This is a genomic window from Fictibacillus phosphorivorans, assembly GCF_007673525.1.
GTDB classification, from domain to species: domain Bacteria; phylum Bacillota; class Bacilli; order Bacillales; family Fictibacillaceae; genus Fictibacillus; species Fictibacillus phosphorivorans_C.
Map to the genome: position 1 here is coordinate 167,159 of NZ_VDZU01000001.1, position 24,270 is coordinate 191,428.

26 protein-coding genes are annotated in these 24,270 nt (G+C 41.4%); 12 read left to right on the top strand and 14 right to left on the bottom strand.

Annotated elements, in window-relative coordinates:
- Nucleotides 1-259: 259 nt before the first annotated feature.
- The 3 genes from FS458_RS00800 to FS458_RS00810 all read right to left on the bottom strand — a co-directional run bounded on the left by FS458_RS00800 (nucleotide 260) and on the right by FS458_RS00810 (nucleotide 3,357).
- Complete coding sequence (locus FS458_RS00800; protein ID WP_144696791.1) at nucleotides 260-1,048, bottom strand: helix-turn-helix domain-containing protein; 789 nt, start codon at nucleotides 1,046-1,048, stop codon at nucleotides 260-262.
- Between the two features lie 222 nt (nucleotides 1,049-1,270).
- On the bottom strand, nucleotides 1,271-2,485 hold the full coding sequence (locus FS458_RS00805) for an NAD(P)/FAD-dependent oxidoreductase (protein WP_186320407.1): 1,215 nt from the start codon (nucleotides 2,483-2,485) through the stop codon (nucleotides 1,271-1,273).
- A 521-nt stretch (nucleotides 2,486-3,006) separates the two neighbouring features.
- Nucleotides 3,007-3,357, bottom strand: coding sequence for a general stress protein (locus tag FS458_RS00810; RefSeq protein ID WP_066399166.1), 351 nt, complete (start codon nucleotides 3,355-3,357; stop codon nucleotides 3,007-3,009).
- A 261-nt stretch (nucleotides 3,358-3,618) separates the two neighbouring features.
- Here FS458_RS00810 and FS458_RS00815 point away from each other — a divergent pair, with 261 nt between their 5' ends.
- On the top strand, nucleotides 3,619-5,208 hold the full coding sequence (locus FS458_RS00815) for a bifunctional metallophosphatase/5'-nucleotidase (protein ID WP_260858207.1): 1,590 nt from the start codon (nucleotides 3,619-3,621) through the stop codon (nucleotides 5,206-5,208).
- Between the two features lie 47 nt (nucleotides 5,209-5,255).
- Here FS458_RS00815 and FS458_RS00820 read toward each other — a convergent pair whose 3' ends face one another.
- On the bottom strand, nucleotides 5,256-5,813 hold the full coding sequence (locus FS458_RS00820; protein WP_066399162.1) for a beta-class carbonic anhydrase: 558 nt from the start codon (nucleotides 5,811-5,813) through the stop codon (nucleotides 5,256-5,258).
- Between the two features lie 359 nt (nucleotides 5,814-6,172).
- On the opposite strand from FS458_RS00820, the gene FS458_RS00825 reads away from it, so the two are divergent.
- Nucleotides 6,173-6,403 (top strand): hypothetical protein, encoded by a 231-nt coding sequence (locus FS458_RS00825; RefSeq protein WP_144696797.1) that lies wholly within the window; start codon nucleotides 6,173-6,175, stop codon nucleotides 6,401-6,403.
- Between the two features lie 276 nt (nucleotides 6,404-6,679).
- Entirely contained in the window at nucleotides 6,680-7,006 is a 327-nt protein-coding gene (locus FS458_RS00830; protein ID WP_144696799.1) for a YwdI family protein, read from the top strand.
- A 185-nt stretch (nucleotides 7,007-7,191) separates the two neighbouring features.
- On the opposite strand, the gene FS458_RS20500 is transcribed toward FS458_RS00830, so the two are convergent.
- Nucleotides 7,192-7,362 carry a hypothetical protein gene (locus tag FS458_RS20500; protein WP_153236725.1) on the bottom strand — a complete coding sequence of 57 codons (171 nt, stop codon included), beginning with the start codon at nucleotides 7,360-7,362 and terminating at the stop codon, nucleotides 7,192-7,194.
- Between the two features lie 204 nt (nucleotides 7,363-7,566).
- On the opposite strand from FS458_RS20500, the gene FS458_RS21160 reads away from it, so the two are divergent.
- Nucleotides 7,567-7,800, top strand: coding sequence for a YvrJ family protein (locus tag FS458_RS21160; protein WP_082861534.1), 234 nt, complete (start codon nucleotides 7,567-7,569; stop codon nucleotides 7,798-7,800).
- A 115-nt stretch (nucleotides 7,801-7,915) separates the two neighbouring features.
- On the top strand, nucleotides 7,916-8,287 hold the full coding sequence (locus FS458_RS00840) for a DUF423 domain-containing protein (protein ID WP_144696801.1): 372 nt from the start codon (nucleotides 7,916-7,918) through the stop codon (nucleotides 8,285-8,287).
- Between the two features lie 71 nt (nucleotides 8,288-8,358).
- On the opposite strand, the gene gerQ is transcribed toward FS458_RS00840, so the two are convergent.
- The 4 genes from gerQ to FS458_RS00860 all read right to left on the bottom strand — a co-directional run bounded on the left by gerQ (nucleotide 8,359) and on the right by FS458_RS00860 (nucleotide 11,267).
- Nucleotides 8,359-8,838 (bottom strand): spore coat protein GerQ, encoded by a 480-nt coding sequence (gerQ, locus tag FS458_RS00845; RefSeq protein WP_186320408.1) that lies wholly within the window; start codon nucleotides 8,836-8,838, stop codon nucleotides 8,359-8,361.
- Between the two features lie 12 nt (nucleotides 8,839-8,850).
- On the bottom strand, nucleotides 8,851-9,282 hold the full coding sequence (locus FS458_RS00850; protein WP_137791183.1) for a cell wall hydrolase: 432 nt from the start codon (nucleotides 9,280-9,282) through the stop codon (nucleotides 8,851-8,853).
- Between the two features lie 386 nt (nucleotides 9,283-9,668).
- Nucleotides 9,669-10,412, bottom strand: a complete 744-nt coding sequence (hemQ, locus tag FS458_RS00855; protein WP_066399147.1) for a hydrogen peroxide-dependent heme synthase — start codon at nucleotides 10,410-10,412, stop codon at nucleotides 9,669-9,671.
- 78 nt (nucleotides 10,413-10,490) lie between these two features.
- The gene (locus tag FS458_RS00860; protein ID WP_144696803.1) at nucleotides 10,491-11,267 is read right to left on the bottom strand and encodes a sporulation protein; all 777 of its coding nucleotides are present in this window, start codon (nucleotides 11,265-11,267) and stop codon (nucleotides 10,491-10,493) included.
- A gap of 228 nt (nucleotides 11,268-11,495) precedes the next feature.
- Here FS458_RS00860 and pta point away from each other — a divergent pair, with 228 nt between their 5' ends.
- On the top strand, nucleotides 11,496-12,467 hold the full coding sequence (pta, locus tag FS458_RS00865; RefSeq protein ID WP_066399140.1) for a phosphate acetyltransferase: 972 nt from the start codon (nucleotides 11,496-11,498) through the stop codon (nucleotides 12,465-12,467).
- Nucleotides 12,468-12,702: 235 nt separating this feature from the next.
- Here the strand turns inward: pta and FS458_RS00870 are convergent, their stop codons facing one another.
- Both FS458_RS00870 and FS458_RS00875 read right to left on the bottom strand, forming a co-directional pair.
- Nucleotides 12,703-13,536 (bottom strand): lipoate--protein ligase family protein, encoded by an 834-nt coding sequence (locus FS458_RS00870; protein WP_144696805.1) that lies wholly within the window; start codon nucleotides 13,534-13,536, stop codon nucleotides 12,703-12,705.
- Nucleotides 13,536-14,336, bottom strand: coding sequence for a class I SAM-dependent methyltransferase (locus FS458_RS00875; RefSeq protein ID WP_144696807.1), 801 nt, complete (start codon nucleotides 14,334-14,336; stop codon nucleotides 13,536-13,538). Before FS458_RS00875 ends, FS458_RS00870 begins: the two co-directional genes overlap by 1 nt.
- Nucleotides 14,337-14,649: 313 nt before the next feature.
- Between FS458_RS00875 and FS458_RS00880 the strand changes: the two genes are divergently transcribed.
- Together FS458_RS00880 and FS458_RS00885 are read left to right on the top strand one after the other, a co-directional pair.
- Nucleotides 14,650-15,933 carry an HD domain-containing protein gene (locus FS458_RS00880; RefSeq protein WP_144696809.1) on the top strand — a complete coding sequence of 428 codons (1,284 nt, stop codon included), beginning with the start codon at nucleotides 14,650-14,652 and terminating at the stop codon, nucleotides 15,931-15,933.
- Between the two features lie 248 nt (nucleotides 15,934-16,181).
- Nucleotides 16,182-16,685: a YwgA family protein gene (locus tag FS458_RS00885; RefSeq protein ID WP_144696811.1), complete on the top strand. Its 504-nt coding sequence runs from the start codon at nucleotides 16,182-16,184 to the stop codon at nucleotides 16,683-16,685.
- Between the two features lie 53 nt (nucleotides 16,686-16,738).
- Here FS458_RS00885 and FS458_RS00890 read toward each other — a convergent pair whose 3' ends face one another.
- The gene (locus FS458_RS00890; protein ID WP_144696813.1) at nucleotides 16,739-16,948 is read right to left on the bottom strand and encodes a hypothetical protein; all 210 of its coding nucleotides are present in this window, start codon (nucleotides 16,946-16,948) and stop codon (nucleotides 16,739-16,741) included.
- A gap of 113 nt (nucleotides 16,949-17,061) precedes the next feature.
- Between FS458_RS00890 and FS458_RS00895 the strand changes: the two genes are divergently transcribed.
- Entirely contained in the window at nucleotides 17,062-17,502 is a 441-nt protein-coding gene (locus tag FS458_RS00895; protein ID WP_144696815.1) for an immunoglobulin-like domain-containing protein, read from the top strand.
- A gap of 238 nt (nucleotides 17,503-17,740) precedes the next feature.
- On the opposite strand, the gene FS458_RS00900 is transcribed toward FS458_RS00895, so the two are convergent.
- The gene (locus FS458_RS00900) at nucleotides 17,741-19,057 is read right to left on the bottom strand and encodes an NCS2 family permease (RefSeq protein ID WP_144696817.1); all 1,317 of its coding nucleotides are present in this window, start codon (nucleotides 19,055-19,057) and stop codon (nucleotides 17,741-17,743) included.
- Nucleotides 19,058-19,219: 162 nt separating this feature from the next.
- On the opposite strand from FS458_RS00900, the gene FS458_RS00905 reads away from it, so the two are divergent.
- Nucleotides 19,220-19,750: a YwhD family protein gene (locus tag FS458_RS00905; RefSeq protein WP_144696819.1), complete on the top strand. Its 531-nt coding sequence runs from the start codon at nucleotides 19,220-19,222 to the stop codon at nucleotides 19,748-19,750.
- A gap of 317 nt (nucleotides 19,751-20,067) precedes the next feature.
- On the opposite strand, the gene FS458_RS00910 is transcribed toward FS458_RS00905, so the two are convergent.
- Entirely contained in the window at nucleotides 20,068-22,131 is a 2,064-nt protein-coding gene (locus FS458_RS00910) for a transglycosylase domain-containing protein (RefSeq protein WP_144696821.1), read from the bottom strand.
- 118 nt (nucleotides 22,132-22,249) lie between these two features.
- Between FS458_RS00910 and FS458_RS00915 the strand changes: the two genes are divergently transcribed.
- Together FS458_RS00915 and FS458_RS00920 are read left to right on the top strand one after the other, a co-directional pair.
- Nucleotides 22,250-23,536: an amidohydrolase gene (locus FS458_RS00915; protein ID WP_144696823.1), complete on the top strand. Its 1,287-nt coding sequence runs from the start codon at nucleotides 22,250-22,252 to the stop codon at nucleotides 23,534-23,536.
- Nucleotides 23,537-23,681: 145 nt separating this feature from the next.
- Nucleotides 23,682-24,143, top strand: coding sequence for a CarD family transcriptional regulator (locus tag FS458_RS00920; RefSeq protein WP_144696825.1), 462 nt, complete (start codon nucleotides 23,682-23,684; stop codon nucleotides 24,141-24,143).
- Nucleotides 24,144-24,270 lie beyond the last annotated feature (127 nt).

Consider the following 24,270-nt stretch of genomic DNA (forward strand, 5'->3'; position numbering starts at 1 on the left):
CACTCCTTTTTTAGAATAAAAAAAACCCCGTTATTCATAATGAATAACGGGGTTGTCTGTAAAATGAACATTGCCCTCAAGTTTTTACAAGTAATAGCGCGCTCTATTACTCTCATTATTCAAATTAATGTAAACGCTGTCAATTAGGTTATTCAAGGATTGAAGCACAAACGTTGATTCATAAAGGGTAGACAGAATCAAAATGAATCAAAAGTAATTTTTGCTTGTGTGAAGAAGGTATTTAGCCTTAGATTTTCTTTTAGAGATCATTGATTTTCTTCTTCACTTTTTTCATCAAACTATTATTTAGAGTGTTCACATGCTCTTCATTTTTGACCAAAATGCGATAAGCCTCAATGATGGATAGAGTACGAACCAAAATGTAGACCCCGATGGCAATCAATGCAGTAAAAATCGGGTTGTACGGAGTTAAAATATCTACATCCACCCATTCTTTTTTTATGATTAAAAAGAAGATCGCTCCTCCAACAATTGAGCAAATTCCGATCATCATTACCACAGTATATTTACTTTTTATCTCTTCGTATCTCATTTTCAATTCTTTTAAAGAATGTTGGTCAAAAATCAGCATCTCTTTCTTAAGTAAGCTATATCGATCTTCTTTTATGATTCCGGCTGTAATGGTTCCGATCCCGAAAACCGCTATTAGTATCGTTAAAAGGGTAAAGATGATCGGCTCTTCTTTAAATAAGAAGTAAGGAATCGTTGAAAAGATTAAAAGGCTAAATCCAAGGGCAAGGTATTTCGAAACTTTGTTTTGAGATAGGAGGTATCCCTCAGCCCTCTCTTTGCTTACATAATAACCATTTTCATTCTCAAGACTTTGTTCAACAGTATCTTTCAATAAGAAATCAATGGATACTTCAAAAATGTTACCGAGCATCAATAGCTTTTCTGTTTCAGGAAAACCCTGACCGTTTTCCCATTTACTGATTGCTTGTCTGGTTGTGTTTAATTGTTCGGCCAGCGCCTCTTGTGAGAGACCTTTTTGTTTTCTAAGCTTAAAAAGTTTTTCACTGAATGTCATAGAAGAACTCCTTTCATTTACTACTTCAATTGTAGTAAAACAATATATGGTTTTCTATATTTTAGCAGGTGCACTTTGTTAACTTGAGGTTGCACTTATGTAATATCCAATAAAATAGGTGTGAAGGCATAAGAAAAACGACCAAGTAAACTGGTCGTTAAGAGGGTGTTGATTGTTTTATTCAATTGGAGCGGGGTTCCTCGTGTAAATATAAATCGTGTTTTACAAACTTACAGCTCGTGCGATCGTGAACAATCGTGAAGCAGGGTGGAAGCCTTTTGTAATCAAATCTTTGATGATGGTTGCGCCTAACATGCTGTAGACAGTACCGTTACCACCAAAACCTAAACAATAATACTCACCAAGGCGGTTAGGATGTTCACCGATATATGGCAGTCCGTCATGTGACTCACCAAACGTCGCACACCAAGAATGAGAGATTTTTGGCGAGATATCGGGAAAATGTTCTTTAATTTTTTGAAGAATTCGCTCACCGCGCTCTTCAATAAGCCCTTCATTTAAAGGCGCTTCAGCTTTATCTTCATCAAGACCACCTGCAACGATTCTTCCGTCCTTAGTCGTTCTCATATAAAGGTAAGGGCGTTTCGTTTCCCAGATCATCCATTCTTCGTACCACGTTTTCAGTGATGGGATTGGCTCTGTTACGATCGCGTACGAACGATTTAGGTCTGCTCCTAGTTGCTGAGCTAAAAAATCATTCTCATAACCAGTAGCAAAAATAACATATCGGGCTGAAATGGTGCCTTTTTCAGATTCACAGGTAAAGCCGTGAACGGTTTTTGTTTTTCGAATAAGAGGTGTGTGTTCAAAGATTCTCACTCCTGAAGCAGCTGCATCTTTCAACAAGATCTGTACACACTTATACGGGTTCACATCTGCATCGCCACTCGTAACGAGAGCGGCTGGTTTTGAAAAAGGAAAACGTGAAGAAATCTCTTGAGGTTCTAAGTATTCTACTGGAAAACCGTATTTCTTTAATGCCTCGTATTCACGCTCAAGTTTTAACGTATCTTCAGGAGAGCTCGCATAGTACAAGCTCTTTTGTTCACGGAATTCAGGGTCTTCGGATAGTCCAGACGTCATCTTCTTTAGATCTTCTAACGCCTGTAAACAAAGTTGATAGAAATAGACAGCATCCTGTTCTCCTTGCTGTTCAATGAGTTCGTGCAGCATCTTATCGCTTGAGAATTGCAGAAGTCCTGTGTTTGCTGAGGAGCTTCCTGCACCGGGCTGTCTTCTATCGATCAATACAACATCTAGTTCTTTTTCTTGACCGAGTACATGGGCACAAAGGGCACCTGCCATGCCTCCACCAACAATTAGTACATCACACGATATATCTTCTTCAAGAACCGGGTACTGACCCGTGTTTGTATAAGTTTCAGGCCAATAGAGCTGACCATTGTGTAAATTCATAGTGACTCCTCCTCGTCTTCTCTTCATTCCCCCTATCTTCTGTAAAGAAACGCATGAGAAGAAACTTTTTCAAAAATATGGATTTTGTGTGAATACTCTAACGGGAATTATTTTAGTAGGCTGTTTTCGTACTCATTGCTGCTTTTGAAAGATGTTGATTTCCGTTGCAGGTGCTCGCTTTCCGTGGGTCAGACGGTGAGCCACATTAGTACGTTCCGTATAAGTGTCTCACCTGTCCAGTTGCAGTGGCTAGACCCTCGAGGTCAAAAGTTAAATGGTCCAGAAGGCAAAGGGCGCCTTCCTAGCCCATTCACCTTTTGCTTGTCGGGGCTGAACGAGCCACTTCCACTCTTCGGACTGCCCGCCTGTCCCGCAGGAGGCTCGTACCTTCCACTACAATCAATATCAAAGAAGGAAATAAAAAAGGCTAAACAGACTTTCAGTATGAGTGAGGAAGGATTAAAATTACGCAAAAAAAAAGAGCTACATGCCCGACTGGACAAGCAACTCTCTTCATCACCTTATGGCAATGTATTTACTTTATCTTCTTCTTTTACAAACAATAAAATTTTGCCCATATCGAGCTTCTTTTCATATTGATCTGCTTCTACATCAGATAACCCTAGTTCTGTCATCTTGTTGCGAAGCTCATCGCCTCTGGACTCAAATACATTGCTGAGTGCCGTTCCGAGTCCTTCTTCTTTTAATCCGATTGTATTTACATCTGCTTCATGGGCGAGATCTTTTGTGTCATCCTTTTCGTGGGATAATACATATAAGTTGTCCTCGTGAATTCCTCGAGCTTTCAGATCACTTGCAGCTGCAATCAATTCTTGTTGAGAGTTAAATTCATGTACGATAGGTTTTACCATTTACTATCCTCTCCTTTAAACGAAGTTATAGTGTGTATTCACGAATTCGAACAGGGTTAAACATCCTTTTTCAAACGCATACCGGGATAAAAGTACTAAATTAACTGCCGGAATCCAGCTGTGTAGGCATAAATTCCTTTTTTATAGGAATATAGCTTTTTTACACCATTTTTACGAAAATCCTCTATCATTTTACATTTCAAAATATATACTTTTAATTGTTGAGTTTTTTATAAAATGAGTGATAGGGGAGTTTGTTTAATGAAAAAGACATTATCAGCTTTAGCACTTGCTTTAGGATTAACGCCAATCGGCGCAGGCGTACATGCAGAGGAACACGATATCCAAAAACATAAGGGCCGTTACTTAGATGTTCAACTGCTTGGAGTAAATGACTTTCATGGACAGATTGATATTACACGTAATGTGGCAGGAGAACCTGTTGGGCGTGCAGACTATCTAGCAAGCTATTTAAAGATGAGAGAACGCGAAAACCCTAACACGCTTTTAGTACATGCTGGTGATATGGTAGGAGCAAGCTCTCCGACATCTGCATTGCTGCAGGACGAGCCAACAGTAGAAATCATGAATAAGATGGGCTTTGATGTAGGAACACTAGGAAACCATGAGTTTGATGAAGGCATAGATGAGATGATGCGTCTGATAAAAGGCGGAACTCATGAAAAGACAGGTTATTTTAAAGGTGCAGACTTCCCATATGTGGTTGCTAACGTCATAGATAAAGAGACGAAGAAAAATATTTTGCCTCCTTATGTGATCAAGAAGGTTAAAGGAGTAAACATCGGATTCATCGGAGTAGTTTTCTCAGACACGCCGGATATTGTCATTCCAAGTGGAACAGCAGGCGTTGAATTTATAGATGAAGCACAAGCGATCAATAAAGCTGCGAAATCTCTTAAGAAAAAGGGTGTAAAGTCTATTGTTGTTCTAGCGCATAACCCTGTAGAACAATCAGCGACCGGGGAAGTATCTGGTGAACTCGTGGATATGGCAAACAAAGTAGATGATGAAGTTGACGTAATGTTTGGTGCACACAATCATAGAAACGTGAACGCTGTAGTAGATAACAAACTACTTGTACAAGCATTTTCATATGGCACAGCTTTTGCGGATGTAGATTTGAAAATTGACCGCCGCACGAAAGATATCGTAAAAAGTAAAGCAGAAGTCGTGTCGGTCATGCAAAAAGGTATAACACCGGACTCTAGAATTACGAAAATAATTAAACAAGCCGAAGATCAAGTAGCACCAATCATTAATGAAGTCGTAGGGAACACGAATCAACTCCTATCAGGAACAGAAGCATATAATGGTGAGTCTGAACTAGGGAATGTGATCGCAGATTCTATGACAGAAGAGACGGGTACGGATTTTGCGTTTATGAACCCAGGGGGGATTCGTGATGTGATCAATCCTGGTGAAGTGACATGGGGAGAACTTTTTAACGTTCAACCGTTTGGCAACGATCTTGTGACGATGACATTAACAGGAGCGCAGATCAAAGAACTTTTCGAATCTCAATGGGCAACGGATAGAGAGAAGATGCTTCAAATTTCTGGTCTGAAAGCTACATTTGATCTTTCAAAGCCAGTTGGAGATCGAACAGTTTCGATGGTTAAGAAAGATGGAACACCGATTGAGGCAGAACAAGAATATACGGTTACTGTAAACAATTTTATGGCAGGTGGCGGTGATGGTTATACCGTTTTATTAGAAGGAAAGAATCCGACGGTAAGCGTTACGGATCTCGAAGCGCTAGTAAACTATTTTAAAAACCGTGATACCGTATCCGCACAGATTGAAGGACGAATTACGAAGATCAATCAATAATAAGAAAAAAGGCAAAGCGAGTAGTATGCGCTTTGCCTTTTGTATTTCTATTCTCCGCGTTCCACAAGATCAAGTCTTCCTGTAGCAGGGTCGATAACGAGACCGTGTACTTTAATATCTTCAGGAAGCAGCGGGTGATTTTTTACAAGCTTTACACTGTTTCTCACAGAATCCTCAACACTTTCAAATCCTTGAACCCATTTCTTTAAATCGAGTCCAGAATATTTTAATGTATCAAACGTTGACTCTTCAATGCCGCGGTCTTTCATCTTGGCAAGTAGTCCATCTGCGTTTACATTGCTCATTCCGCAATCATAGTGACCGATGACCATAACTTCTTCAGCTTTTAATTCATAGATGGCCACAAGGATACTTCTCATAATTGAACCGAATGGATGGGAGATAACCGCTCCAGCCGATTTGATAACTTTTACATCACCGTTCTTAATATTCATCGCACTTGGCAACAATTCAGTCAGGCGCGTATCCATACAAGATACGATAACAAGTCCTTTATCAGGAAATTTAGTAGTTTGGAAAGGTTCATATTCTTTGTTTTCAACAAATTGGTGATTGAACGCTAAGATTTCGTTAAGTACGGACATGATTCTCCTCCTTGTTTTTACAGAAAATAATTAAAGTATAAAAAGATTTAGAAGTATACGTCTTTTTCTATCATATTCAGCTTAAACTCGCTAACATATTCACTTCTATATTCACTATTATACAAAAATGTGGGCCGAATCTGCTCTTTTTTGTATTTGAAGCGAATCTTTTGTTGATAGAAACTTTAAAACAAAAGCACATTGTGACAAACATTTTATAAAAAGGTACGTATAATCGCAATTAACACCACATACATTGGTAAGTCGAAGGGAGGATGAAATAAAGAAAACACTTGCCAGTAAAGTAGGGTTTAAATAGATCGGTACAAATCAACGAAAATTTGAAAGGGGTAGGGAAGATGGAAGTTATGACGTATGTACTTTGGGTTCTGCTGTTAATGGGGTCGGTTATGAAGAACTACATGGTGTCAGTTTCTATGCCGAAAACGGGACAAGTTATGATGGCGAATGAATCTGGTGTTAACTTCTTTTCGTATGGTGAAGTGAGTAACAAGAATGCATCGGAATTTATGTTTGCAATTGCCGTTCCTTTCAATAATCAGAATTTCAGTTGGGTAGATACGTCGTAGATTACATAGTGTGAAGTTTGTGTTGATGTAGTAAAAATATGTGAAATGAATGTATTGGTAAAAAGAAGGGGGTCTGCTGCAAAAAAATAAATAAGGCTATTTTTCGCATTCACTATCATGCTCGCGGCAGGATCACCGTACGTGTGCTAGTGTATGAATATACTTGAGCGGAATTTGGAGCAAAAGGCAGCTTGTTTGAGCTGCCTTTTTTGGCATTTATTTTATTTATGTGATCGGGTTTGATAGAATAAGAAAAAAACAATTGTGGTGAAACCGATGAATATATCAGTAAGTCAGTTTGCAAAAAAAATAGAAAAGCATGTTGCCGAAATGAAAGTATTAGATGAGAACTCTCCAAAACTGCGCGAACATGTATCAGCTATTCAAACATTGTGCGAATTAATGTTAGAAGCGGATGACGAAGGTACAGCTGTTGACGTGAAAGGGTGGGTCCCCTCATATCCCGTACAAAAGCCAGCCAGCCTAGTGACCGCTCCTCCCGCAAAAAAACACCAAAAGTCTATGATGGATTATGATATGGACTATGAGGATGACGATCAAGACGAAAAAGACGGCAACGGAGACTCTATTTTCGATTTTTAAATATTAGTTTGTGGAAAACCTGCTCTTTGTGAGTGGGTTTTTCTTTTTTTGTGTTGGTTTGTTACTTGTGGTGGGGTAGAAGGAGAGGGAATTTCGGGCACCTGGAACGGAAATCAACTACTTTCAAGGGCAACAATGAATGCGCAAAATATCCATAAAAAAAAACAGCACCACTATCAGCGCTGTTAGATCGATACATACGTATTTTGGTGTTCCATTCTTGCATCTCTACGTTTTGCGATTTCAATTTTTTCGTTAATCTTTTTATTAGAAAAATAAATGGCAGTCACTGTTGCGATTAGACTTAGAGCAGCTAAACCAAGAATTGTATATATCATTGTAATAAGAAGTTCCATTTTATTGTTCCTCCTCTTATGTAATTTTTTTCTGTCTTATTTTTTGTTATTCCACTACCTCATTTATTTAAACCTCTTTTTTGTATAGGTCCTTCGAATCAAAATGAAAATATGAGAAAGGAATGATGGCAAATATTCTCCGTTCGCTTTATACTAAAATTACGAACATACGTTCTGTTTTGTTCGATAAAAAATGAGGGGTGAATGGAAATGGTCGGAGCAAGTGAATGGTTAAACTTAGTTAATCTCCTCGGTAATGTGGGCTTTCCTATCGTCATTGCGGGCTACTTGCTTTTTCAGTTTGAGAGGCGCATTCAGAGTTTAGAAGGAATCATTCGAGAACTTCACTCTGAATTAGTAGAGAAAGAAGAGCTTGAGCGTAAGATTGATCAATACGTCCGATTACTTGACAGCGAACGTCAGCCGAAAAAACGTTAACGTTCGCCTTTTTTATCATGGACAACCCGTCCGCCAAAATTTTTACAATCCTGTGGCATCCTTTGTAATGTCATTTTTCAATGGTAAGATAAAAGAAAAACAGGAGTGGAACAGGATGAAGCTTTTTCTTATATTAGGTGCGATTCACGCGATGCTTGCAGTTATGCTTGGAGCTTTCGGGGCACATGCACTCGAAGCTAAATTAAATGCAAGAAACATGCTAAATGTGTACCAAACTGGGGTTCAATACCACATGTATCATGCACTAGCCTTGTTAGTTGTCGGTGTTTTACTTGGTAAATTTCCAGCTTCAACGCTATTAACAGGAGCAGGTTGGTCGTTCTTTATCGGTATACTGCTTTTCTCAGGAAGTCTGTATGCTCTCTCAACGACGGGGATGAAATTCTTTGGTCCGATTACACCGCTTGGCGGCGTAGCATTCATCGTTGGTTGGGTTCTGCTGATCATCGCAGTTGTAAAAGCATAATAAAAAGGCGCTCTCTTAAATTAGAGGGCGCCTGTTCTATGATTGCCTGAACCAGACAGGAATAATATCTATCAACGAGGGCTGTATTGGGACATCTGACCGCCTTGCTGTTGCTGCTGTTGCGTGCCATACGGATAACTATAGTTGATCTCTTCATCAAACGTGACATAGTTTACATACACCATCAATAGCAGATAACGTTTACCTGTTTGCGGATCGCTAAGGATGATATGATCACGTCCAGCGGCTTCAATGACTCCTTTAAACACCTTGGCGTTCCATTTTTCATTGTTCTCAAAAGTCATATAAACGGTTGCGACTTTCCCTTTGTTCATCCTTAAAATATTTTCGATGTAGGACTGTTCGAGTGGAAGCTGCCCAGGTGCACCGATATCTTGCAGAGGGCCGCCGCCCATACCTGGTGCCTGCTGACTTTGTGCCATGTCTTGAGGAACCCCCATGCCTGCCATTCCTCCCATGCCGCCACCCATCATACCCATTCCATTTTGAGCCCGATAATACTCTTGGCCGTACGGATTAAAGTTGTTCATCAACAAACCTCCCTAAAAGGTGTTAAACACATTTGGACAATCGCTTTGTTTCGGCTGATAAAAACAGTGAGCCTTGAAGCTGCCCGAGTGAGGCTGATTGTACCAAGTCTTCGGACAAGCCCCTTTTGGATCGAAAAACCATAACGAATTTCTGGCAGGGTGGAAGCGCTGACCATTAATAACCCTTCTCGCTAACCTTCTTTCATTCTCTCTTGCACCTTGATAAAAATATCCTTTGATTGTTGCTTCAAATCCCCCAGGTCTTTGGAAGACCATCTGCTGCATCGTACGAATATTTTTGAAGTCAAGGCAGTTGGAGCGAATGCGATTTACGCCGGTATTACCAACAAGGAGCATCCCTTGGTCACCTTCACCCTCAGCTTCCGCACGTATGAGACGTGCCAGCAAGTCAATATCCTTATTTGTAGCCTTAATGACTGCCAATTGCCTTCCCCCTCTATGTTGTTAATCTTGGTGTACAAGCAGGGAAACAGAACATTCGATATATGTGTATGAGCTGTTTTGGGAAACTAGACCAACGTTATGAAAGTTTAATGAAAGAGCAAGAAGAGGCTGACTCGTTTTGAAAGCAATCCTTAGGCAGCAGGAGTGAGGGTGTGTGTGTTTAGGAAGGACATTGAAACGAGGTGTTCGTCTGAGGTGATCACTTCAAAATAATTACGAGGTAAATCTCATTTTATACGAGGTAATCTCTCATAATTCCGTACTTAAGCCACATAATTACGTGTATAAAAATATTTATCCGATTTCCGACATTCCTCGACAACAAAAAAAGATGACTCATCTTAACAAATGAGTCATCTTCATCATTACACCTGCAAATAAGCGGGCACTGCTTCTTTTGTAAGGATGTTTCCAACATAGAAAGATCCGAACTCGCCGTAGCGCGCACTTACTTCGTCAAAGCGCATTTCGTATACGAGTTTTTTGAATTGAAGCATGTCGTTTGAGAACAGCGTTACGCCCCATTCCCAATCATCTAGACCAACTGATCCAGTGATGATCTGCTTCACTTTTCCTGCATAACCGCGGCCGATCATACCGTGGGAGTACATCATCTTCTTGCGCTCTTCCATCGGCAGCATGTACCAGTTATCTTCGCCATCACGGCGTTTGTCCATTGGATAGAAACATACATGTTTCCATTTTGGCAGCTCTGGGAACAGACGAGCTTTGATCATCGGATCCATCTCGCCGCTCTCGTTCTGTGGATTGTACGTACTTAGCTCGACAACAGAAACGTAAGAGTATTCTTTTACTGTATATTGAGCGAATGCTGTTTTGTTAAATGCATTTTCGATCTCGTTCAGTTCTTCCATCGTCGGACGAAGAAGCATCATCATAAAGTCAGCTTTTTGCCCCATGATGCTGTAAAGAGCATGACTGCCCACTTTGTTAGCTTCTACGTTCTCCCACTTCTCAAGGAACGTTAAAAATTCATTGATTGCATATTCTCTCTGGTCACCGGAAAGCGTTTTCCAAGCGGCCCAGTCCATCGTACGGAAATCATGAAGGCAATACCAGCCTTCTAGTGTAATCGCTGCTTCACTCATCAATTATTCACTCCTTGCTAGATATAAACACGTCCCTACAAATATACCATAAGTAGGGACGAATCCAAAAAGGAGGAATTAGCTGTACTGGAGAAGCAACTGCTCGATCTTGCTCTTAACACCTGCAGGATTTCGAAGTTCTGCGCGTGACAATGTGAGGCGAACCTTCGTCTCATCCATGTCCATCGCTTCAGAAAGCATGCCGAACAATCCTTTACCTTTCTTATCGATTTCTAAGAACAGCTCGATGCTATCTGTTTGTGGAACCATGATTACTTCAAGCTCATCTAGCTTTCCGGCATATGTTCCTGATGTTGGAACATACTCAAACTCTTGTAAAAACGGAAGTCTGCGGCGCATATAACGCGGTGCAGAACCGCAGTAAGCTTTTCTGAGGCGGAATCCGAGCTGCTCGATCGCATCAAAGATCGCAGACGTTTCACTATCTGGCAGTACGCGAATCTGATCGTTATCTGTTGGGTCTACGGCCATCTGAATATCAAGCCCTGTTTTGATCCAGACTGGCGTGTGGCCAAGTGTTAATGGCGCATCATATGGAAGTTTAAGAGAGAACGGAATCTCTTGCTGACTGCCTGCTTTAACAACAAGTGCGCTTGTTACATTCGTCTTTTCAATCGCTGCAGTATCTCTCACTTTTTTGTCATCCACTTCTCGATAGTATTCTGTCATGACATAAAGAGTGATGTGGTCGATGTTTTGATCAACTTTACCGCCCTCGATTCTAATCTTTCCTGTAATGCTCTCACCAGGTGAGTACGTATCTTTATCTAAAATGGTGTCTACCTTTGCTGATCCAATTCCTACAGAAGCTAACATACGGTTTACAAAAGACATGTATAATTCCTCCTCAAAATTTTTCAAACAATTTTACGGTAGATGAACGAAAAAGATTCATAATCAAAAAAATAAATATAATAGACGTACAAAAATTCTAAATATAAGAACTTCTTTTATCAAGCGCTTACAACTGCATGGATAGGTTTAAAAGGTGTGAAAAAAGGAGTACCCTAATAGTGAGTGAAAAAAAGTACAGTTTATATAGAGAAAATAGGAGGCTAAATCATGAGTGATCTTTTTATAGATTTAAAGAGTAAAGTCCAATCCGCAAACCCAACCATCGTTTTTCCTGAAGGAACGGATGAAAGAATTCTAGAAGCGGCAAGTCGTCTAGCATCTGAAAAAGTTCTTCAACCGATTTTAATAGGAAATCCTGCTGACGTAACGGCAAAAGCACAAGCTGGTGGATTCTCACTAGATGGAGTAGAAGTATTAAACCCTGCTGAATACGGCGAGTTCGACGCGTTGGTTGACGCTTTAGTGGAACGCCGTAAAGGAAAAACAACAGAAGAACAAGCGCGTAAGATTCTTTTGGATGAAAACTATTTCGGAACGATGCTTGTTTACACTGGGAAAGCTCACGGACTTGTAAGTGGTGCAGCACATTCTACTGCTGACACAGTTCGTCCGGCTCTACAGATTATCAAAACAAAAGAAGGCGTGAAAAAGACTTCTGGTGCGTTTATCATGGTTCGTGGCGATGAAAAGTATGTGTTCGCAGATTGCGCGATCAACATTTCACCTAACAGCCAAGATCTAGCTGAATCTGCTATGGTTTCTGCTGAAACGGCACGTGTTTTCGGTATCGACCCGAAAGTTGCGCTTCTTTCTTTCTCTACAAAAGGATCAGCGGTTTCGCCTGAGACAGAAAAAGTAGTTGAAGCATTGGAAGTTTTAAAAGGAATGAACCCGGACTTCCCGTATGATGGAGAGCTTCAGTTCGATGCAGCATTCGTTCCATCTGTAGCAGCGAAAAAAGCTCCAGAATCACCAATCAAAGGGGAGGCGAACGTATTTATCTTCCCAAGTCTTGAAACAGGAAACATCGGATACAAGATGGTTCAACGTCTTGGCGGATTTGAAGCGATCGGGCCGATCCTTCAAGGGTTGAACATGCCTGTAAACGATCTTTCTCGTGGTTGTAACGCAGAAGACGTTTATAAATTAGCGTTGATCACAGCGATGCAAGCTCTGTAAGTTCATAATTTAGTGAAGCCAGCTCTTTGCAGCTGGCTTTTTTTGTATGGAAAATGGAAGCCATGGTGGTGGAGCTGCAGCTAAAAATACACCATCACATAAAAATGGAGTCACATCACATAAACAAGAGCAGGCATCACATAAAAATTACGGGTTATCACATAAAAATTGCCACTCATCATATAAAAATAAATTTCAACACATAACCTGTACACTCCAAAAAGACACCATCACCCTACAGTGACAGTGCCTTCTCATTACGATCCCACATTCGCTTAATATTCCCAGGAAGCAGCTCGCTTTCCTCTGCTGAAAGCTGACCGCTATAAAAAAGTTCGCTGTTTTTGTGCAGCACTCGTAATAAAGAAGCGTGTATATCTGCTACGGTTAACGGTTGTCCAAGCAGTTCTGCTAAACTGGCCATCACATCTGGCTCAATCACCGGATATTGAAACTTTGTATCCTCACCAGCTAAACCGAGCTTATAAAACTCTCCGATCACGAACGCGCGCTCTGAACCGCTGCCGTCCACACATAAGTAGATCTGTACCGCAACACCGCCGCGCATACGCCGCTGAGAGATTCCTGCAAACTTTTTGCCGCCGATACTCAGATCATAACTTCCCGGGCAATAAGAACCGACGATCTCGTATGCTTCAAACTTCGCATTATATGGTGCAAGAAGCTCTTCCACAAGTGCCGTCATCGTATCGTAGCCTTGATTGATATCAATCGTTCCCTCTTTTTCAGGAAGAATAAGCGAGATGTTCAACACACCGCTATCGAGTACCACAGCAAGCCCGCCGGAATTCCTTACAATTGCCCGGTATCCTCGAGACTCTAAGTATTCAATCCCCTCTTTTAGGTGAGGAAGACGTGTGTCTTGTATGCCGAGGACGATCGTATCGTGATGCACCCACGTTCGTGCCGTGGCGGGAGAATCACCGCTCCCGATCGACGTGCAAAGCGTATCATCTGTAGCGAAAGACTGCCGTGCATCAAAAGACGGACCGAGTGTAGACTGGTCGATCAACCGCCAAACAGGCTGAGAGAGTAGATGGTCGGTCATTACAATTTCTCCGCTGCGATGATGAACGATTTTGGAATGCCGCGGTCGAGTTCGTCTGGGTGTGGTTCTTCAACGAGCTGTTTGATCCAAAGTCCGGCTGATCCGATGGCAGTTATGATCTCGCCAAGCGTCCACTGGCGAATCTGTACTTGAAACGGTGCGCGTTCTTCAGAAGTCGCATACTGAAGTTCTGGTAAAAATTTTGAATAAGCCACGTCTGTTGTAACAAGCTCTTTACTAAAATAATCTCCAGAAACTTTATGCTTTCTAACAGCTTGGCTTTTTCCTTGAGACTCTATCAACTTTGTAGAAACAGGGTGGAAGTCTTGCAGGATCAAAGTTCCTCCCTTTTTCAAAAGTCCTGTAACAACGCTGAAGTATTCGTTCAGATCGGCAAAATAGTGCAGAATGCCGTTTTCCATGAATGCCATATCATAATCGCCTGTCATTTCGGATTCTGGCAGATTTAAAATATCTTCTACCACATAGCGGACATCAACGTTAGCGGCAGCAGCCAGTTCTCGCGCATATGCTGCGTTCGAATCAGAGATGTCGATCACTGTTGTCTCTGCTCCAAGAAGAGAGAGTGCTACTGCTTTACTGCCGTGTGAACCTAAGAGGTTCACGATCTTTTTGCCTGAGACTTCACCAATGTACTGATCTAATGGCTGAAGTCTGCGTTTCGGATCTTTTAGAATACGAGAAACTGCTTTCTCCGGCACGCCAAAGCGGTTGACCCAGGCTGTATAAGAGCTGTTGCTCCAAGCTTGTCCGTTTCTAATTCTTCGATCTTGATCCATGATGAGTTCCTCCTGAAATCTATATAAAATCTATCATTTCCGTTATAAGCCTTATCTAGTATAACCCAAATATGAACGGTAAGAAAATGGTGTGAATGTGGTGTCTTTTACCGATAAAAAGGGAGTGCGGATAGAAAAAAATAGTGGTTGTTTTCAAAGTTAAGAACACGATACAATAGGGTATATTCTAGTAGTTACAACACGATACTTATACAGAAAATACCTTCTTAGCTAGATAGACCAAGGAAGGGATTTTTCTTTTTTACGAGAATTCTTACCTATAAATGCAGGTGAAGGAGCAGGAAAAAAATCAATGGCTAAACTCTTAGGAAAGTTGCACGAAGAGAAAGTATTTAAAGACCCAGTGCATCGTTACATCCACGTGCGTGATGAACTGATCTGGCGTCTGATCGGTACGCGCGAGTTTCAAAGACTGCGAAGAATTCGTCAGCTTGGGACGACATACTTAACATTTCATGGAGCAGAACATAGCCGTTTTAGCCATTCTCTTGGTGTTTATGAGATTACGAGGCGGATCATTGATATTTTTCAAGAAAAGAAAACATGGGACCCAGAAAAGCGTCTGCTCGTTCTTTCCGCGGCTCTTCTACATGATGTAGGACACGGTCCATTCTCACACTCTTTTGAAAAAGTGTTCGGTGTGGATCATGAGGAATTCAGTAGAGACATTATACTAGGCGATACAGAAGTTCATCGCGTCCTTTTGCAGATGGGAGAAGATTTTCCTGTACAAGTAGCAGAAGTGATCGCGAAAACACATAGAGATAAATTGATCGTCAGTCTGATTTCAAGTCAGATTGATGCAGACAGAATGGATTACCTTTTACGAGACGCTTATTTTACAGGAGTGAGCTACGGTAATTTCGATATCGAGCGAATCCTGCGTGTGATGCGTCCGACTGAAGAGGGCGTCGTTATAAAATCAAGCGGCATGCATGCGGTAGAAGACTATATCATGAGCCGCTACCAGATGTACTGGCAAGTATACTTTCACCCTGTAACGCGCAGTGCGGAAGTCATATTAAGTAAAATTTTGCACCGAGCGAAGGAACTGTATGAAACAGGGTATACATTCAAAAGAGAGCTGTCTCATTTTAAAACGCTGTTTGATGGTAATGTTTCGCTTCACGATTATATTTCGCTCGATGAAGGTGTAATCCACTATTACTTCCAAGGATGGATGGAAGAAGAGGACTCAATTCTAAGCGATTTATGTCATCGCTTCATCGACCGAAAACTATTCAAGTATACCGAAATGGTCTCCTTTACGGACGGTCACTTGCTGTCGAGTTACTTTACAGAGGCAGGCATCAATCCGAAATATTATTTAGTCGTCGATTCATCGTCAGATCTGCCATACGACTTTTACCGCCCAGGCGAAAAAGAAGAGCGTCTGCCGATCAACCTATTAAAACCAAACGGCGATATCCGTGAGCTGTCCAGAGAATCAGACGTCGTCGAGGCAATCTCCGGTAAACGCCGAACCGATCACAAACTCTATTATCCCCTCGATCTGATCGAAGCGATTGAGGATAAAACGCTTAAAAGTAAAATTAAAGAGATTTTGAATAGATAGTGTGTTTAACAGTCGATTTGACTATCAGATTCACTTCAAGTTGTTGTTTGTTACTAAAAAGACATCACTGAAAAGTTGATTGGAGTGTATGGTGCTAGACTCCTGCGGGACAGGTGGGCAGGTGAGACACTTAAGAGTGAAACGAACGAATGTGGCTCACCGCCTGCCCCGCGGAAAGCGAGCACCTGCAACGGAAATCAACTCTTACAAACAGATAAATAGAAAAAGGATGTTAGGGGGAACGTACTGTGTTTGAGGATCATTTAAAGGTAGTCACCTTGATTCAAGAAGCCGGAGAAGTCGTCGGTCGGAAAAAGCTTCAAAAGATGGTGTACATCGCAAAAAAGCTAAACTTTCCATTCCAAGAAAAATATCAATTTCACTTTTACGGACCATATTCTGAAGAATTAACACTTAAGATTGAAGAGCTTTGCAACATGGGATACATACATGAAGTGAAAGAAAAGGTGAGCGGCTATTCGCAATACCGATATGCGGTGAACGAAGAAGGCCAGCAACTTCTTTCCACATATGGTGCGGAGATCGAAAAGCTAGGAAGTTGTGTTCGCTCAATGAACGAGCAGTCTTCAAGGTTCTTAGAACTTGTATCTACCGTAATGTATTTTGAGAAGCTTGATAAGGACGAGATCAAGGAAAAAGTTCAAACAGTTAAAGCAAAACAAAAGTATACAGAAGAAGAGATGGATGAAGCTTTTAACTATATTGATTCATTAAAAGGCCAAGTTCAATAAAAAAAAACCTGTTTAGTTAGCGTTAAGCATGCGCTGATGGACAGGTTTTTTATTTACCATCTAAATTGTAAGGGATAACCATTATTTGCAACACCATAAAAATAAACAAACACGATAAAGATCGTAAATGGAACGATAATACCAAGCAGCGTCATGAAAAAGCCTTTTGCCACACTTTTCTCATAAAGGCGCGTTGCGTAATAGCCGATTCCAAGCCCTGTAAACAAGAGCGATAAAATTAATGCAACAAGCCAAATCTTCATGCTAGCGCCTCCTCTATTATCAGCATATCCAGCACATTCTCCTTGTAAACGACAGTTTAACTGAAACTTTTTTTAATGAGGTACGACTAACAGGGTAAAAGGAGGGCTTAGTGATGAAAAACATGAAGCTGATTTTAATGGCGTGTCTGCTCGTTCTCCTCGCCGCTTGCGGATCTAAAGCAATGCCAGAAGAGGAAAAGAAGAACGGGGCACCTCAGGTAAAGAACGAGATACCAGCTGAAAAAGAGGGTGTACAAGCTGAACTCGCACTCCAAGAGAATAGTGAAGAAGCAAAATTAACGTTGAAAAACTCATCCGATAAAGAAGCTGGTACAGGAACCGCGTATGCATTAGAAAAATGGACAGACGGTAAATGGGAGAAAGTAAACAACGATCAAATGTTTACCGAGCAGATGATCATGGTGAAAGCAGGATCAAACTATGATCAAGCGGTTGATCTAAAAGAACAAGATGCAGGAACGTATCGTGTATCGAAAGAGTTCTTTGTAGATGAAAAGAAGGAAAAAGTAGCCGTTGTGTTTGAAACAAAATAAGAAAAGACCGGTCAGCCCTTTATTTTTAGGGTCGGCCGGTCTTTTTGTGTTTTATTGATTTTGTTGTCTTTTATAAATACTTCGTTGCAAAGTTGATTGTAGCGCAAGGTTGCTGACTCCTACGGGACGAGCGGTCAGGTGGAGACTCCTAATGGCGCAAAGCGGCAGGAGGCTCACCGTTCGCCCCGTGGAAAGCATGCAACCTGGAGCGGAAATCAACGGCTTTCAAAAGTATTTTTTAGTGAGGTAAAAACGCGAGTTGATAGAAGAACAACACCGCAAACAAGTAAACCAAGAACGGAACTTCACGATATTTACCTTTTACAATTTTCAGGATCGGATAAGAAATGAAACCTAAAGCGATACCTGTTGCGATAGAAGACGTTAACGGCATCGTTAAAATGATCAAGAACGCTGGGAACGCTTCGTCAAGCTCGTTCCATTTAATTTTACTGAGAGAACCAAGCATTAAGCTACCGACGATGATAAGGGTCGGTGCTGTAATTGCGGCTAATCCTGAAATCGCACCAACGAGTGGTGAGAAGAACGCAGCGGCTACAAATAGCATGGCTACTACAACAGATGTTAAACCAGAACGACCGCCTGCAGCTACACCGGAAGATGATTCGATATAAGCACTCGTTGGGCTCGTACCAAACGCTGCACCAACTGTTGTCGCAACCGAATCAGCTAACAGTGCTTGACGTGCACGAGGCATCTTATTGCCTTTCATCAGTCCAGCTTGTTCTGCTACCCCAACCATCGTACCCGTAGTATCAAAGATCGTTACAAGCAAGAAGGAGAACACCACTGCATATAATCCATACTGAAACACATCAGAAAAGGCTGTGATCGGATCACCAAAGATAAAAAGCTCTGATGGTAGGTTTGGTGTAGATACGAATCCATCTTTAAACGTTAGATGTCCCGTATAATAGGCGATTGCCCCCGTGATGATCATTCCGAAGAATAATGCACCGTTCACGTTCAGTCCCATTAAAATTAACGTTATAGCAAGTCCGCCAAGTGCAAGGAGTACCGTTGGTGAGTGCATATCACCTAAAGTGACTAAGTTATCAGGATGAGCCACAATAATTTTTGTAAGACGTAAACCGATGAACGCGATAAATAGTCCGATACCAGCTGTAATACCGTGCTTCAGGTTTGCTGGAATGGATTCGATCAATTTTTCACGAAACGGTGTTAGCGATAAGATCACGAAAAGAATACCAGCTACAAAGACAGCTCCGAACGCGATACGGTAATCGATGTTAGGATGGTTTCCTACAACAGAAAACGCAAAATAGGCGTTCAGCCCCATACCTGGAGCTATGGCGATCGGATAGTTGGCCATTAAAGCCATCCACAGAGTACCGACTACCGTGGCAATAATTGTTGCAATAAAGACAGTGTCAAAAGGAACACCAGCAGAATGCAGGATGATTGGATTGACTATGACAATGTACACCATCGTTAAGAATGTAGTGATTCCTGCTAATATTTCTGTTTTGATGGTCGTACCAAGTTCTTTTAGTTTAAAAAATGAAGAAAGCATACGTTAGAACCTCCAAAATACGAACGATTTATAAGTACATGATATATAATATTCGTTTTTAGGTACAATTTCAACAATTATCTTCAAACTTTCCAACTGAGAGTTTTGCGTGATTTGTGATACAATACGTGTTAACAATGAATGTTTAGAGGAGCTGGAAGCATGAAAGATTTTTTCAATTCCAATGATGCTGATAAAAAGAAAAAAGGAATGGGCTTTACCATCATAAGTGGTGACTCCACAGACGGTCATGGTGGTTATGGTGTGGGAAGTTTGACACTTGATCACGTAACACCTGTTATCGTAGATGTAGAAGAGTCGATCGCTTATATCGATATGGGAGCGATGCACGCGAGAAGTGATGTGGAAAAGCGCATCAAGTTTACGCCAAATCGTGAAGATACGCCTAATCCCCGTCTTTATTGGCTCGTTTGGGTTACGATCAATAGAAATGCAGAAGGTCCGTTTTATTTCGGATTGACTGCATGCGAGATGCAAGTAGATGTTGAAGCGCGAAGAGGGTATAAAAGTCTTCCAGAACACGTAAACCGCATGGATAAATCCATGAAGGGCAAAGTGATCGTAGAGGAGATGGACGAAAACGCTCGTCGCGTGCTTGGAAACTTCCTTAAAGAGAATGATGAAGCGATGTTTAACCGTTCGAGTGACGAAATCAAGTCATTAGTGGAATAAAAATGGCAAAGTTATGAACCTTTTTTGAACATTTTGCAAATAACTTGTGACAAGAAAGCACTTCCATTAAAATATAGGTAGCATTGTACACACAATGTTTCTAGGACAATAAAGTGCCCGGGGCTCCTGTAGTAGAGCTCCGGGCATTTTATTTTGTCTATTAGAATTCGTTTATGAGTGAAGAATCCTGTCGATTCGTGGATACTCCATCCAAATTTGTGGATTGCGGCTCCATATTTCTGGATACTTTTGGATTCAGACCAAAAACATCTGAAGTCACCGCTTTTCTCACCCACCGAAGGGCACCTTCACCGTCATCACCAAGAAAAAATCCGCTTGAAAAAACCTTTTTCCTCTTTTTTCTGCTCTAATTTTACTTTTATTTCACTTGAAGCACCATGCTCATCACAATACTCTACAGGTTCTGTTCCTTTTTCATAATAAGAGATACGCGTTACCGGACAGCTATCGGTTGCGAGCTTTCCGTTTTGTGGGTTGATCGTTACCGCAGTTACGCCTTCTGGTTGTTCAAACGATAAGATCTCTTTGTTCTTCAACGCGCCTTCCATAAAATAAGCCCAGATTCGTTTGGAGTATCCCGTGTCGTTCACATCATGCAGCTCTTCATTGTTATCGTATCCGACCCAAACGCCAGTAACGAGTTGAGGAGAATATCCGACCATCCAGCTGTCATTTGGCGTAGAGCCAGATTTTCCAGCCATCGGACGCGTCAGATAGTGGTTGATACTTGATCCCGTAACACTCGTATAGTCATTTAATTTTTCATCAAACGTACCAGCTAACAGATCGGTCATGACAAAAGCTTTGTTCTCGTCGATCACTTGTTTGCTTTCATATTTATGTTCATACAGCACTTTCCCTTTAGAATCTGTGATCTTCGTAATAAACACAGGATCTACTTTTTTACCGCCGTTCGCAAAAACGCCGTATGCGTTTGTCATCTCTAACACACCTACTGCTTTAGAGCCTAGTGCGAGTGAAGGGATGCTAGCGAGTTCACTTTTAATTCCGAACTTCTTAGCTGTTTTAACAAGCTTCTTCGGACCGAGATAGAGATTCGTTTTAACAGCATAAATATTATCGGAAAGAGCAAGCGCCTGAGCCATTGTAATAAAATCATTCGCATAGCGGTTCTTGAAGTTTTTCGGCTTATAATCGCCTATGCCATCTCCCATCGCGAATGTTGTTGGTTCTGACTTGATCGGAGTAGACGCCGTGTATCCATGCTCGAGCGCCGTATAATATAGAAATGGCTTAAACGTTGAACCAGGTGCGCGCTTCGCTTGAAGCGCACGGTTAAACGAACTCTGCTCAAAATCTCTGCCGCCAACGAGCGCTTTCACATCTCCGCTTCTAGGGTCCATAGCGACTAATGCTGTCTGGATCGAACTGTTATCGATGATGCGATTTTCAATTGTGTGTTCAGCAACTTCCTGCATTTTTGGATCAAGCGTCGTGTAGATTCGCAGTCCACCAAACTGTATCGAGTTCGTGTTCACGTTCAGCTCTCTTTTTAAAGCACGCATCACAGCATCCTGAAAATAAGGAGCGACCGTAGCGATTTCTTCCTCTTCTTCTCGTACATAGGTTAACTGATCCGATGCTGCTTTTTGGACGGCTGACTTCTTAATCGTTCCATCTTCAGCCATCGCGTTTAAGATGATGCTTTGTCTTTTTTTCGCGTTCTCTTCATGAAGGATCGGAGAATAGTAGCTCGGACCTTTAGGGATTCCCGCCAACATCGTCGCTTCACTCAGTGAAAGATCTTTTGCATCTTTGCCAAAATAATAGCGAGAAGCAGACTGAATCCCGTATGAACCATGTCCGTAATAGATCGTGTTCAAATAACCTTCTAAAATCTCATCCTTTGAATAACTCATCTCAAGGCGCAGTGTGTAGAACGCCTCTTGAAACTTTCTTCGCCATGTTTTGTCATGTGTTAAAAAAAGATTCCGTGCATATTGCTGCGTGATGGTACTGGCTCCTTGGACTTTTGCGCCAGCCTTAATGTCAGCGAGTAAAGCACCGCCAATACGCTTCATATCAAAACCGTTATGTTTATAAAAACTTTTATCTTCAATAGAGATCGTAGCGCCGATCACATGTTTATCAATTTTTTTGAGTGGAACCCAATATCGGTTCTGACCGCCGTTGTTGATCTCACCCATTTTAGAACCGTCCGCTGCATACATGATGGTTGTTTGCGGAACAAGCAGAGCGGGAGGGCCCATGAGTTTAGCGAGCAGCAACAGCCCAACAAAGGATAATGCAAAGCATCCAGTGACGATAAGACCCCATTTTTTCATCCAGCGTATTTTCTGCTGTTTCGTAGCTTCTTTATAGATCTGCCAAAACTTCATAATCCGCCCTCCTTAAAAACTCTCATTTTGTTATCTAGTATGGTGAAAAAAGATGCTCCTTAAACGTGATAAGGGAATGAAGTGCTATAATGGCTGTGAGAAAGAGGAGGTTCGTAACATGCTTATACAAAACATTCAATATATGACGTCTTCGGCAGATGGAAAATGGGTTGTTAACACGGGAGACATCCTTATAAAAGATAATAGGATTGATTCAATAGGAAACTTTGAATGCGATGAAACGGTTGAGAAGCTCGACGGAAAAGGGATGCTGGCGCTGCCGGGTCTTGTAAACGGACATCAGCATACACCGATGTCGCTGTTGCGTTGCTATAGTGATGATGTGACATTGATGACTTGGTTAAATAAAAAGATGCTTCCGCTTGAGATGAAGATGAATGATGAAGATCGCTATTGGGGTGGACTTCTTTCCATGGCGGAAATGATCAAGAGTGGAACCACGTCTTACGCAGATATGTACATAGGAATCGATACAATCGGTGAAGCGGCTGTAGAATCAGGCATTCGCTCCGTTATAGCGCGTGGACTTATCGCGATGGACTCGGATTATGAAGGTCGGCTGAAGGAAGCGGCAGATGTTGTTGATCGCTGGCACGGAAAAGGAGACGGAAGGATTACAACGATGATCGCGCCGCATTCTCCGTATATGTGTCCACCTGATTTTTTGAGAGCTGCTGTAAATCTTTCAAAAGAAAAGAACGTTCCGCTTCATATTCATTTAGCGGAAACGAAAGACGAAGAGAAAATGATTCAAGAAAAGCACGGGTTAAGACCGGTTGAATATTTAAAACAAGCAGGTGTGTTCGATCGCCATGTACTGCTCGCGCATGGTGTTCATTTTAACGATGCAGATTATGAAACGCTGAAAACCGTGCAGGGCGGGATCATTCACAATCCGGTAAGTAACGCGAAGCTCGGATGCGGGATCAGTGATGTGAAACGTTTGATGGATAGCGGTGTGAAGGTTGGTCTAGGAACGGATGGACCAGCGAGTGCAAGCTCTCTTGATCTGTTCTTAGAAATGAAAGCTGCTAGCTGGTTCCAAAAATTAAAGTACGAAGATGCGGCGGTTCTCAGTGCGCATGATGTGTTATCGATGGCCACACAGAACGGTGCTGACATCCTTGGAATCGGGGATGATGTTGGTTCCATAACGGTTGGTAAGAAAGCGGACATTCTTTTAATGGACATGAACAAACTTCATCTCACGCCGAGTCATGAACATGCTAATCTTCTAGTATATTCTGCAACGGGACAAGACGTGGATACGGTGATCATCGATGGCAAAGTTGTTATGCGTGGCCGCGAGTTGAAGACGATTGATGAAGAAAAAGTGATAGCAAACGCTAAAGAACGAACGAAAGAACTTCTAGTGCGATTATGATAAGTAGGGTGTCTCAAATTTGAGGCACTTTTTTTGTTGTAAAAATGATTGACACGAAAATTATAATCATGATATTATAAAATATTTGATTAAATTATAAGGGTGTGGTACTCTTAGAAGGTTAGCAAATCTGGAGGTGGAGTATTTGTTTCAAATTGGCGATAACATTGTGTACCCAATGCATGGAGTAGGTGTAATTGAAGCCATTGAAGAAAAAGAATTCCCCGATGAAAAACAACAGTACTATGTGATAAAGATGTCAGTCAGCAACATGCAAGTTATGATTCCAGCATGTAAGATTATGAATTCTAGAATTCGTCCTGTTACAGAACTCTTAGCATTAAAGCAGATTATGCACGACTTTCAAAATGGAGAATCGGAAACATTACTAACGTGGAAAGAAAGATACAAAGTAAATACAGACAAGCTAAAAACGGGTGAAATACGCGAAGGTGCTGAAGTTGTACGTGATTTAATGCGTATGAAGAAAGAAAAAACACTGAATGCAAGCGAAAAAAAAATGTTGGAAAATGCATATGGATTTTTAATTAGTGAACTTGAAGTAATCAAAGGAATCACTGAAACCCAGATAAAAAGTTTCTGTTAAGGTTTAATGAAATGGTATGGGATCATTAAAAGGGTCTCATTAATAATTTTTTCAGAGACAATACACTTCTTAAACTTACTTATAGTAACCTCTTTAATTTCTACAACACTTTAATCCTTAATTTTTG

What these genes read in the sequence shown, in the direction of transcription:
- FS458_RS00800 (WP_144696791.1), bottom strand. Translation starts at nt 1,048, where the DNA reads ATGACATTCAGTGAAAAACTTTTTAAGCTTAGAAAACAAAAAGGTCTC.
- FS458_RS00805 (WP_186320407.1), bottom strand. Translation starts at nt 2,485, where the DNA reads ATGAATTTACACAATGGTCAGCTCTATTGGCCTGAAACTTATACAAAC.
- FS458_RS00810 (WP_066399166.1), bottom strand. Translation starts at nt 3,357, where the DNA reads ATGGTAAAACCTATCGTACATGAATTTAACTCTCAACAAGAATTGATT.
- FS458_RS00815 (WP_260858207.1), top strand. Translation starts at nt 3,619, where the DNA reads ATGAAAAAGACATTATCAGCTTTAGCACTTGCTTTAGGATTAACGCCA.
- FS458_RS00820 (WP_066399162.1), bottom strand. Translation starts at nt 5,813, where the DNA reads ATGTCCGTACTTAACGAAATCTTAGCGTTCAATCACCAATTTGTTGAA.
- FS458_RS00825 (WP_144696797.1), top strand. Translation starts at nt 6,173, where the DNA reads ATGGAAGTTATGACGTATGTACTTTGGGTTCTGCTGTTAATGGGGTCG.
- FS458_RS00830 (WP_144696799.1), top strand. Translation starts at nt 6,680, where the DNA reads ATGAATATATCAGTAAGTCAGTTTGCAAAAAAAATAGAAAAGCATGTT.
- FS458_RS20500 (WP_153236725.1), bottom strand. Translation starts at nt 7,362, where the DNA reads ATGGAACTTCTTATTACAATGATATATACAATTCTTGGTTTAGCTGCT.
- FS458_RS21160 (WP_082861534.1), top strand. Translation starts at nt 7,567, where the DNA reads ATGGAAATGGTCGGAGCAAGTGAATGGTTAAACTTAGTTAATCTCCTC.
- FS458_RS00840 (WP_144696801.1), top strand. Translation starts at nt 7,916, where the DNA reads ATGAAGCTTTTTCTTATATTAGGTGCGATTCACGCGATGCTTGCAGTT.
- gerQ (WP_186320408.1), bottom strand. Translation starts at nt 8,838, where the DNA reads ATGAACAACTTTAATCCGTACGGCCAAGAGTATTATCGGGCTCAAAAT.
- hemQ (WP_066399147.1), bottom strand. Translation starts at nt 10,412, where the DNA reads ATGAGTGAAGCAGCGATTACACTAGAAGGCTGGTATTGCCTTCATGAT.
- FS458_RS00860 (WP_144696803.1), bottom strand. Translation starts at nt 11,267, where the DNA reads ATGTCTTTTGTAAACCGTATGTTAGCTTCTGTAGGAATTGGATCAGCA.
- pta (WP_066399140.1), top strand. Translation starts at nt 11,496, where the DNA reads ATGAGTGATCTTTTTATAGATTTAAAGAGTAAAGTCCAATCCGCAAAC.
- FS458_RS00870 (WP_144696805.1), bottom strand. Translation starts at nt 13,536, where the DNA reads ATGACCGACCATCTACTCTCTCAGCCTGTTTGGCGGTTGATCGACCAG.
- FS458_RS00875 (WP_144696807.1), bottom strand. Translation starts at nt 14,336, where the DNA reads ATGGATCAAGATCGAAGAATTAGAAACGGACAAGCTTGGAGCAACAGC.
- FS458_RS00880 (WP_144696809.1), top strand. Translation starts at nt 14,650, where the DNA reads ATGGCTAAACTCTTAGGAAAGTTGCACGAAGAGAAAGTATTTAAAGAC.
- FS458_RS00890 (WP_144696813.1), bottom strand. Translation starts at nt 16,948, where the DNA reads ATGAAGATTTGGCTTGTTGCATTAATTTTATCGCTCTTGTTTACAGGG.
- FS458_RS00895 (WP_144696815.1), top strand. Translation starts at nt 17,062, where the DNA reads ATGAAAAACATGAAGCTGATTTTAATGGCGTGTCTGCTCGTTCTCCTC.
- FS458_RS00900 (WP_144696817.1), bottom strand. Translation starts at nt 19,057, where the DNA reads ATGCTTTCTTCATTTTTTAAACTAAAAGAACTTGGTACGACCATCAAA.
- FS458_RS00905 (WP_144696819.1), top strand. Translation starts at nt 19,220, where the DNA reads ATGAAAGATTTTTTCAATTCCAATGATGCTGATAAAAAGAAAAAAGGA.
- FS458_RS00910 (WP_144696821.1), bottom strand. Translation starts at nt 22,131, where the DNA reads ATGAAGTTTTGGCAGATCTATAAAGAAGCTACGAAACAGCAGAAAATA.
- FS458_RS00915 (WP_144696823.1), top strand. Translation starts at nt 22,250, where the DNA reads ATGCTTATACAAAACATTCAATATATGACGTCTTCGGCAGATGGAAAA.